The sequence below is a fragment of the Frankia sp. CcMO1 genome, assembly GCF_977945845.1.
The window spans coordinates 1-8,332 of sequence record NZ_CDWTMG010000221.1 but is presented as its reverse complement, the minus strand read 5'-3'; the positions used below and the strand labels follow the sequence as shown (position 1 = coordinate 8,332).

Here is an 8,332-nt window from a genome sequence, read left to right as displayed (position 1 = left end):
TGCACCCGCACCGCGTCCATCACCGTCGGCCACGACAACTCCGTCGCCCGGGCCGCCGCGGACACCGTGGCCGACAGGCCATCCACGACCAGATCCCCGGCGTGCGCGCGCAACCGCGTCGTGACCCGGGCCCGGGCCGGCACCAAGGAGACCGACTCGGTGAACGAGGCCCGCGGGCACAACCGTTCGCCGCAATACCAGCGCCGCTTGGTCCAGGTCAGCCGAAGGTGGCCGCCGCCGCACGGCAGATCCCGTGGGCTGGTGCGCACGTACTCCTTCACCCGCCTGGCGAACACACCACACGTCGGGCACGCCGTAGCCGCCTCGTCCACAGTCGCCAGATGCACCAGCCGTGAACCGTCCGCCGCCCGTTCGACGCTCTCGACCGCCAGGCCGTCCAGGTCCAGCAGCACCGTCGCGTCACCGACGCCCGTCATATCGTTGTCCAAGCCCGTAGCCCCGTCGGTGCCGTGATTGCGTGAGAACAACCACGATCACCAGGGGCTACGGGCGCTCCGCGTCAGACACGCCGCACGCAGAGAACATCACACACCGTCACCTGCCACGCTCACCCGACAGGACCGACCCCGGCTAACTTCGAAGACCCGTCATTCAGCGCGTTTGGCGCATGGCTCCCGCCCCCCTGACGTGGCAGGCCGTTCGTGAACTCAATGCCGCCGTCCTGGACGAAGTGCGTGCTGACAGCGGCATCCCCGGCTCCGAGGCGATCGACGACGCCGCTTGCCGCCTCGTGCTGGACACCTGGCACATGCCTTTACTGGGGTTCGATCTGGCGGAGAATCGAGTGAGCATGCATGCGACCGAATTGCGCCGCCAAGAAGAATCCCGACGACGCTTCGGCGTGCTCTGAACCGGTCGCCCCGTGGTTCGGTCGACGGTGTGCTGGTCTCGCGCAATCACCTTGGCGTTAGTTACGTGGATGACCAAGGCGATCGTTGACGGCTGGTCCCCGACGTGCGCATCCCCGGTCGGGTTGCCCACGGGTTGCCCTGCACCGCTCCGGCGTTCGAGCCCGGGGACTCGAGTCAGCGATCAACGTCCACTCGCTGGCGCGGGTCACGCCCGTCGCTATGCGGCATGTCCGGACGGGGCTGGCGCCGCGCTTTTACAGCGCGCGCCAGCGCACACTGTACGCGGCAGGTACTACAGCTGCGGATCTCGGAATTTGTCTTGACCGGGCGGGGTTGCCGCTCGTGTGATCCTTGACGATGTGGCGCAGCAGGTCGGTCGGCAGGTCGAGGCCTGGACGTGGGAGCTGGGCGGGTGGCTGGCCCGGGTGGCGCCGGTGTTCGCCCGCCCGGAGCCGCGGGAGCTGCTGCGGCAGATGACGGTCGGGCTGTTGTCGTCGTTGCCGAAGAAGAACGGCTGGACGTTGGCCGAGCAGGCCGGGCACACCCACCCGGGCCGGATCCAGACGTTCCTGTGCCGGGGCGCCTGGGATGCCGGCGCCCTCGAGGCGCACGTGCGGGACCTGGTCGTCGAGACGTTGGGTCACGACCAGGACGGGGTGCTGATCGTCGACGACACCCAGATGATCAAGAAGGGGGTCAAGTCCGTCGGGGTTGCGCCTCAGCACTGCGGGTCGACCAACCAGATCGAGAACTGCCAGGTCATCGTGATGCTGGCCTACGCCCGGCTCGCCGAGCACGGTGGCGGGCACGCGTTCATCGGGCACCGGCTGTACCTGCCCGAACGCTGGACCAAGGACCCCGACCGCTGCCGTGAGGCCGGGGTGCCGAAGGACGTGGTGTTCGCGACCAAGCCCCGTCAGGCCGTCGAGCTCTTCACCGAGGCCGAGGACACCGGGGTGCGGTACGGGTGGATCGCCGCCGACGGCGGCTACGGCCAGTACCGCGAGGTGCGGGACTGGCCCACCCAACGCTCACGCCGGTACGTGATGGCCGTCCCGTCATCCCAGCCGCTGACCCGCGTGCACGCCATCGGCGCTCAGGCCGCCGTCGCGAGGGCGGATGACCTGCTGGCCCGCGCGACTCGGTGGGAACGGCGATCCTGCGGGCACGGCGCCAAGGGCGAACGCTTCTACGACTGGGCGTTCTTCACCGTCACCCTGCCCGACGAGCCTGCCGCCGACGGGTTCACCCACACCTTGATGATCCGCCGCAGCGTGAGCGATCCGTCCGAGGTGGGCTACTTCCTGGCCCACGCCCCGGCCGCGACCGCCACCAACGCGATGGTCGCGGTCGCCGGGATCCGCTGGCGGATCGAGGAATGCAACGAGCAGGGCAAGGACCTGATCGGCCTGGACCAGCACCAGGTCCGCACCTGGACAGCGTTCCACCACCACGTGGTCGTGTGCATGTTCGCCCACGCCTTCGCCGCCACCCGCAAAGCCCGTCTGCATGCCGATCACAGCCCAGCCGGTGAGGCGCCGACCGAAGCAGCACACCGGGGAAACGGCCTGCCAGCGACCTCAACCGCGCTGCGACAACCGACAACGGCCTCTGGCGCCAGCTGACCACAGTCGCCGACGTCGTCACCCTGCTCGGCGCCTGGCTCCAACCCACTCGCGACCGCCTCGCCACCATCCGCTGGACCATGTGGAAACAGGCCCACCGCCTACGAGCCCAGATCAGCCACTACCAGCGACGAGGCGAGCGAGTCCCCGCTCACCTTCGAGCCTGAACAGCCACAACAGATTCCACCTGATCCGCAGCTGTAGTACAGGAGCGGATGGTCGCGCGGACGCGGCGTGGCGGACGGGCCCCCGTCCCGCGCCGATGCCCCGATCGTTCAGCGTGCTGAAACCGGTGCAGTGTCGTCGGCAAGTTCGTGCATCGGCAACGCTTGGCGGTCACATCGCGACACCGGCGCCCCATAGGGCACGGCTTCTCATCGCGCGAGCGCGCCGAGTGATTCGCCGAGGGCAGCCAGGCACTCAGTAGGGTCGGGGGCTGGCGCGGTGGCCCGTGAGGGCTCCGTTTCCAGCCCCCGACCCTACTCAGTGGCCGCTCGCGCGTGACCCCCATCACCGAAGCAGAGCATCGCAGTGTGGATGCGTCTGTGGTGGACGCGTGGCGAGAACCATCATCACCGGCCGCTCAAGAGCCCTCTGACAGACTGCATGGATGTCAGAGGCAGTCTTCGCGTTGCTCGGAGCCGCTATTGGCGTACTCGGAACCCTGGCTACGGAACTGGTCCGGGCTCGACGTGAGGAGCGGACTCGCAGGGGAGACGAGCTTCGTTCGGCGTGTGCCGCATTCGTCGCCGCGATGGCACGTACGCGGTACCTCGCGAACCAGGCCGGCCACGGTGGTGATGACCGTGAGTTGGTGCCGGAGTTCCGGGCGGCGCGGACGGAGGCGCGAACGCAGTACGAGCGGCTGCGGCTAACGAGCGGCTCGGTACCCGCTCAGGAGGCTGCTCGATTGTGCATTACGCACGCGTACAACGTCTGGGAGTACGCCCGGGGAAACCGGCGACGACCCGAGTTGTACGAGAGCGATCCGCCGGTGGATCAGCTGGAGCGATCGATCCAGCGCCTACTGGTGGAGATCCGGACGGAACTTGGTGTCCCTGAGCCCGGCGCCGTCTACCGCGAGCCGGTCGAGTCCTCCGACGTTGCGGAACCAGGGACTTTGTCCGGTTAGTAGGGCGGGGTTAGCTTCCCGGCGCCGCGGCTCAGGACGTACACGTGTGCGCGCCTGGAGCGCGACGGTCGCATGCGGGTGATCAACGCGGACTCCTCGGGCGAGCCGAAGGCCGTCGTCCGCATCGCGCGTTCCGTGCGGCCGGCGGCACGAGCGTGCATCATTCTTCCTTGTGCCCTGCCGAGCGACGAACCGGCAACCAAACCCCGCGTAAGGTGGTCCCCGAACTAGCAGCCCGCTCGGAGGATTGTGGGATGGCGACCGCCGCGTCGGCTGTCGCAGAGGAGACCTGGAATGGCAAGCCCGACTGAGCTTATGCTCGACGATCTGAAAGCGAAGTACGAGGCCCAGGCCAGCTCAGCCGCGTTCTCAAGATTGTACGAGGACGACCCCGAGTTCGGGCACATGTTCAGCGTGCTGCACAAGCGGTTGAACGGTCACTTCGACGACATCAACGATCGAGCGCGGAGCACTCGCCACTACTGGGCGGACAACAGTCGAGATCTCATCGCACTGATTGACGAGCTCAACAACGACCTCTATGAGCTCAGACGGGCGGGTTTTGAGGTCACCTTCGCGGTCGGCTACCAGGACGCGCTCGAGCGCTGTGCGCCTTGGCTGTCGCGCAGTGGGGGCAGCGCAGTTCCCGAAAACTTCGAGCAAATCAAGGTAATTAAATACGAACCCGTGTTCAGTCGCGCGTCCGACACGATCAAGCTGAAGAAACGACAGATCAACCTCAAGCTCTCCATGGTGGGCGAGGGGTCATATGCGCACGTGTACTCCTACGTCGACCCCGACTACGGCATCAAGTTCGCCGTCAAGAGGGCCAAGCGAGGCATTGAGGAGCGGGATCTGCGACGTTTCAAGAAAGAATTCGAGGTGATGAAGCGGCTCAGCTTTCCATACGTGGTCGAGGTGTACCGCTACGATGACGAGCGCAACGAATACCGGATGGAGTTCTGCGACGAGACCCTCCGCGCCTACATCGGCAGGCGGAACGGCATCTTGACCTTCGCAACGCGGAAGCGCATCGCTCTCCAGTTCTTGTACGGCGTGAATTACCTCCACAGCCAGGGCCTACTCCATCGCGACATCAGCCTGCAAAATGTCCTGTTGAAGGTCTTCACTAGTGGCGCCGTTCTGGTCAAGCTCTCTGACTTCGGTCTCGTGAAGGATGCGACCTCGGACTTCACGCGCACCAAAACCGAACTAAAAGGCACCATCCGCGATCCACACTTGGAGAATTTCAAGGAGTACAACGTCTCCAACGAGATCTACGTGATCGGGTGGGTGCTCTCATTCATCTTTACGGGCAAGGAATCGTTGCGTCCTGGCCCAGGCGAATGGTCCCCGATAGTCCAGAAGTGCGTCGATCCTGCGACTGAGAGACGGTACAAGACAGTGCTTGAGCTCGTCGCGGACGTTGAAGGGCTTGCCGCCACGCCTACCGACGCCCCGGCGTAGCCCGGGGCCGGACGCTGCGCACGGTGGGCCAGCGAGAGCGCGGCATGCCCCCACCCACTACCCGCGGCACGAGCGCGTGTTCATCGCGACCAAAGATGGGAGAGCACTGGGCCGGCCGCTTCCGACGGCGCGATGCGGCAACGGTATTCTTCTCAGATAGGGATCGCGGCAGCTCCTTGTGTGCCCCGGTCACGGTGGCCGGAGTACCGGCTGAGGAGCGCCCGCTGCGCGAGGCCCTGGACGCGGAGCCGTGCACGCTGGTGACGCCGACGGACCCCGGGAGGAACGGATGGAGCTCATCGAAAGGGCCCGCGAGGTACGCCCGTGGACGTGGACCTGACACCACCCAGCTGACGGCGGAGGATCGCGATGTCCGTCAGGTCCTTGTCCCGCCGCAACTGCTCCTTGTAGGCGAGCACGTCAGTGAGCGCGGCGAACGGCAGTCCACCGATCGTCTCGGCGCGGTCTATGAGCGCGTCGGCGTCCCACTCCGGTGAGATCCAGCCCTGCGAGAACTGGATGCAGCCGTCCCAGAACGAGACTATCGGCGCGCCGTTGACCGTGCCGGTGTCGTTCTCGCCCCTGCCCTGGAGCCCGTCCCAGGCTGCTCCGCGCGCCACGACGTCGAGGTCGTGGACGTCGGGACACAGCCCGTGCGCGAAGAGCGGAGCGCTGCCGAAGACGACGAGGTCGCGCCGGTCGAGCCCGAGCCCGACGACGATCGCTTCCAGCCGCAGCAGCAGCCGGTCGCCGCGCGTCTCAGCGCGACGCGGCATCGGAGACCTCGCGCCGATCGCCGTGGGCGTCACCATGCAGGTACTTGGCGACCTTGTGGACGTCCTCCGGCGGGCAGAGGTCCCACACGTATTTCGCCCGGCGGGTCTCGTAGATCTCCTTGATCCAGGTGCGAAGCACCACCTGTGAGGCCTTGGCGATAACGGCGACGGAGCCGATCCAGACGACGACATCACCGTGGGCGGCCAGCTCGGCGAGTACCCGCGACGTCATCCCGTCCCCCGATCACTCAGCTGAGGGTGCGGACGCCGTCGGCGATGTTACGGAGCTCGGCCGGACGGGCGATGGTGATCGCCTGCCGACCGGTGTCGACGATCCCCGCTGTCTTGAGCGACCGGATGATCTTCTTCACCGAGTCGAGCTTCTTCGTCCCGATCAGGGAGGCGAGGTCGTGTTGGCTCAGCCGCAGGAGGACACCCGCATCGCCGGTGCGCTCCCCGAGCCCTAGGTCGAGGAGCTCCACGATCCGCTTGGCCAGCTGCTGCTCGATCGCGAGCTCGGACTCGACGTTCTTCCGGGTCGCGCGGTCGGCCATGTCGCCGGTGCTCCTGAGCAGCGCGTGCATCGCCCGCGGGTGCGCGTAGAGGAACTGCTGCCATCTCTCGCCGGGCAGGTACAGCGCCTCCACGTCGTCGAACGCGACGACACTCGCCATCCGCGGCAGCCCTCGGAGCACAGCCAGGTCACCGACGACGGCCTCGGGACCGCGAATGTCGATGATCCGCGGCGGCTTGCCCCGGAGCACCTTGACGTGCCCCTTCTTGAGCAGCAGGACGAAGTCCCCGGTCTCGCCCTCGAGGAAGAACGGCTGGTTCGCGGCTCGGTGGATCGGATGGCCCAACGCCTCCAGCTCGGCGCGCTCCTCCTCACCGAGCGGAGCCTCCCCAGGCGCCAGCAGCTTGTAGTCCATGCATGAAAGCGTAACAGTCCACTTAGTTAAGTGGAAGAAGGCCGAGATCAGCGGTCGGTCACCTAGCGGGGGGCGTCGTACTGGGACGCGCCAGCTCGGTTCGGGTCCCGTGTAGCCGATCGTCTTGACGGTGCGGGTCCGGTTGGCGCCCGGCGAGCGCGTGACATGGCGGGCACCGAGCACGAGTTCGTGAGCCGATACTGCTGTCAACGGAAAAGATCATTTCCCTGTGGGCGGGGCTCGAGCGGATCTTGCGTAGGATGCGCCAGTTCTTCAGTTCGGCGTTGGCGCGTTCGCCGGGAGCGCGTAGCGCCGAGTGGGCGCGGTTGACGGCCTTCTGCCCGGCGGACAGTTCGCGACGGACGAACTTGTCGGTGCCGCGGTCATAACGGCTGCGCCGGTGCGGAACCCGCACGCTGGGGCCGAGCCCGTGGTAGGCGGTGTCGGCGAACGCCGTCACGCCGGCCGCGGCCAGTGCCTGCGGGATGGCGTGTTCACCGGCGGCGCCGGCGTCGTGCCGGGCACCTGGCAAGGCCGGTGAGGCCCAGATCAACCGGCCCGCAGGGTCGGCGATGACTTGCACGTTGCCGCCGTGCTTCTTGTGCTTGCCGGAGTGTGCGCCGTGAGGCGCTTGGTGTTCGAGTGGAGGTGAGAGACCACCACCGCTGTCCTGTCGCAGCAGGGCGGTGCAGCTGGGGGCAGCCTGATCCGGGAGGTGCCGGGGAGGGTGGGAGCAGCCCTGACGACGCCGGGACGTTCCAGCACTGCCAGATGGGGCGGGTTCGGCTAGCGAGATGGAGAGGAGTACGAGAGGAACCGGCGTTGATGCCTCCTCAAGGCACACCAGCTCGAACCTGGCGGATCTGGGCTGGGTGCGGCGCGCTCTCACTGTTGATTCCGGCCGTGAGGGGTCCTTGTGCGACTGACAGCGGTGGTGCAGGGAAGGCACGGCGAAATGCTGCGGGGTAGTCGTGTCCAGGGCCGCGGGGGTATAGCCGGGCTCCTCCTTCGTCGATCGAACATCGAGTGAACACGGGAACCGTCCCGGACCTTGCCCTGCTCCGCCCGTCCCGGGCGGCGGGGTGTGGGGGACGTGCGGCGTCCGGGCACATCCCGTCCGGCGACGGGAACGGAGCGGCCGGCCCCTTCTACGGTGAGTTCCACTCCCGGGGCCGGAACCCAACGCGGAAAGGAGCGCCTCATGGCGGAGCTTCTCGAGAGGGAACGCACCGGCTGCGATCCCTGCGGCGTTCAGTTGTCGGCGGCGATCGCCGCTCTGGGCTCCTTCCAGCAGGCGACCGAACAGGCCGACGGAAAGGCCGGGACGCTCGTCACAATCCAGGCCGGGATCGCGGCCGTGGCGGCGACCCAGATCGGCGCGGCCGTCGGTTTGAGCCTGTCCGGTGCCGCGCGCGCTGGCTTTTGGCTGCTGAGCGCGGCGGGCCTCGTCGCGTTCCTGCGCTGCGGCTGGCTGCTCGCGGCCGTCCTGACGCCGCGCACGGTCCGCGCCACGGCCGCGAACCGTTTCTCG

Annotated in this window: 9 protein-coding genes and 1 pseudogene; 5 read left to right on the top strand and 5 right to left on the bottom strand. The window is 67.3% G+C overall.

The features are described from left to right. Positions 1 to 437, bottom strand: a 437-nt coding sequence (locus tag AC08OU_RS19895; protein WP_476605535.1) for a helix-turn-helix domain-containing protein, incomplete at its 3' end; no start/stop codon positions are given. Between the two features lie 191 nt (positions 438 to 628). Here AC08OU_RS19895 and AC08OU_RS19890 point away from each other — a divergent pair. From AC08OU_RS19890 to AC08OU_RS19875, 4 genes are all read left to right on the top strand, one after another. Then, positions 629 to 871 (top strand): hypothetical protein, encoded by a 243-nt coding sequence (locus tag AC08OU_RS19890; protein ID WP_476605534.1) that lies wholly within the window; start codon positions 629 to 631, stop codon positions 869 to 871. A 345-nt stretch (positions 872 to 1,216) separates the two neighbouring features. Continuing rightward, entirely contained in the window at positions 1,217 to 2,497 is a 1,281-nt protein-coding gene (locus tag AC08OU_RS19885) for an IS701 family transposase (RefSeq protein ID WP_476605533.1), read from the top strand. Positions 2,498 to 3,107: 610 nt separating this feature from the next. Next, positions 3,108 to 3,629, top strand: coding sequence for a hypothetical protein (locus AC08OU_RS19880; protein WP_476605532.1), 522 nt, complete (start codon positions 3,108 to 3,110; stop codon positions 3,627 to 3,629). A 294-nt stretch (positions 3,630 to 3,923) separates the two neighbouring features. Further along, positions 3,924 to 5,096: a protein kinase family protein gene (locus AC08OU_RS19875; protein ID WP_476605531.1), complete on the top strand. Its 1,173-nt coding sequence runs from the start codon at positions 3,924 to 3,926 to the stop codon at positions 5,094 to 5,096. Between the two features lie 296 nt (positions 5,097 to 5,392). Here the strand turns inward: AC08OU_RS19875 and AC08OU_RS19870 are convergent, their stop codons facing one another. The 4 genes and pseudogenes from AC08OU_RS19870 to AC08OU_RS19855 form a co-directional block, all read right to left on the bottom strand. Next, positions 5,393 to 5,872: a hypothetical protein gene (locus AC08OU_RS19870; protein WP_476605530.1), complete on the bottom strand. Its 480-nt coding sequence runs from the start codon at positions 5,870 to 5,872 to the stop codon at positions 5,393 to 5,395. Then, positions 5,856 to 6,104, bottom strand: a complete 249-nt coding sequence (locus AC08OU_RS19865; RefSeq protein WP_476605529.1) for a hypothetical protein — start codon at positions 6,102 to 6,104, stop codon at positions 5,856 to 5,858. Before AC08OU_RS19865 ends, AC08OU_RS19870 begins: the two co-directional genes overlap by 17 nt. Before the next feature lie 16 nt (positions 6,105 to 6,120). Continuing rightward, positions 6,121 to 6,801 carry a Crp/Fnr family transcriptional regulator gene (locus AC08OU_RS19860; protein ID WP_476605528.1) on the bottom strand — a complete coding sequence of 227 codons (681 nt, stop codon included), beginning with the start codon at positions 6,799 to 6,801 and terminating at the stop codon, positions 6,121 to 6,123. A 58-nt stretch (positions 6,802 to 6,859) separates the two neighbouring features. Continuing rightward, a pseudogene (locus AC08OU_RS19855) lies at positions 6,860 to 7,417 on the bottom strand (transposase family protein); the annotation flags it as partial. Between the two features lie 585 nt (positions 7,418 to 8,002). On the opposite strand from AC08OU_RS19855, the gene AC08OU_RS19850 reads away from it, so the two are divergent. Then, positions 8,003 to 8,332: hypothetical protein (locus tag AC08OU_RS19850; RefSeq protein WP_476605527.1), on the top strand; the 330-nt coding region annotated here is incomplete at its 3' end.

Coding starts and splice junctions, on each gene's coding strand:
- AC08OU_RS19865 (WP_476605529.1), bottom strand. CDS start 6,104: ATGACGTCGCGGGTACTCGCCGAGCTGGCCGCCCACGGTGATGTCGTC.
- AC08OU_RS19870 (WP_476605530.1), bottom strand. CDS start 5,872: ATGCCGCGTCGCGCTGAGACGCGCGGCGACCGGCTGCTGCTGCGGCTG.
- AC08OU_RS19875 (WP_476605531.1), top strand. CDS start 3,924: ATGGCAAGCCCGACTGAGCTTATGCTCGACGATCTGAAAGCGAAGTAC.
- AC08OU_RS19880 (WP_476605532.1), top strand. CDS start 3,108: ATGTCAGAGGCAGTCTTCGCGTTGCTCGGAGCCGCTATTGGCGTACTC.
- AC08OU_RS19890 (WP_476605534.1), top strand. CDS start 629: ATGGCTCCCGCCCCCCTGACGTGGCAGGCCGTTCGTGAACTCAATGCC.
- AC08OU_RS19860 (WP_476605528.1), bottom strand. CDS start 6,801: ATGGACTACAAGCTGCTGGCGCCTGGGGAGGCTCCGCTCGGTGAGGAG.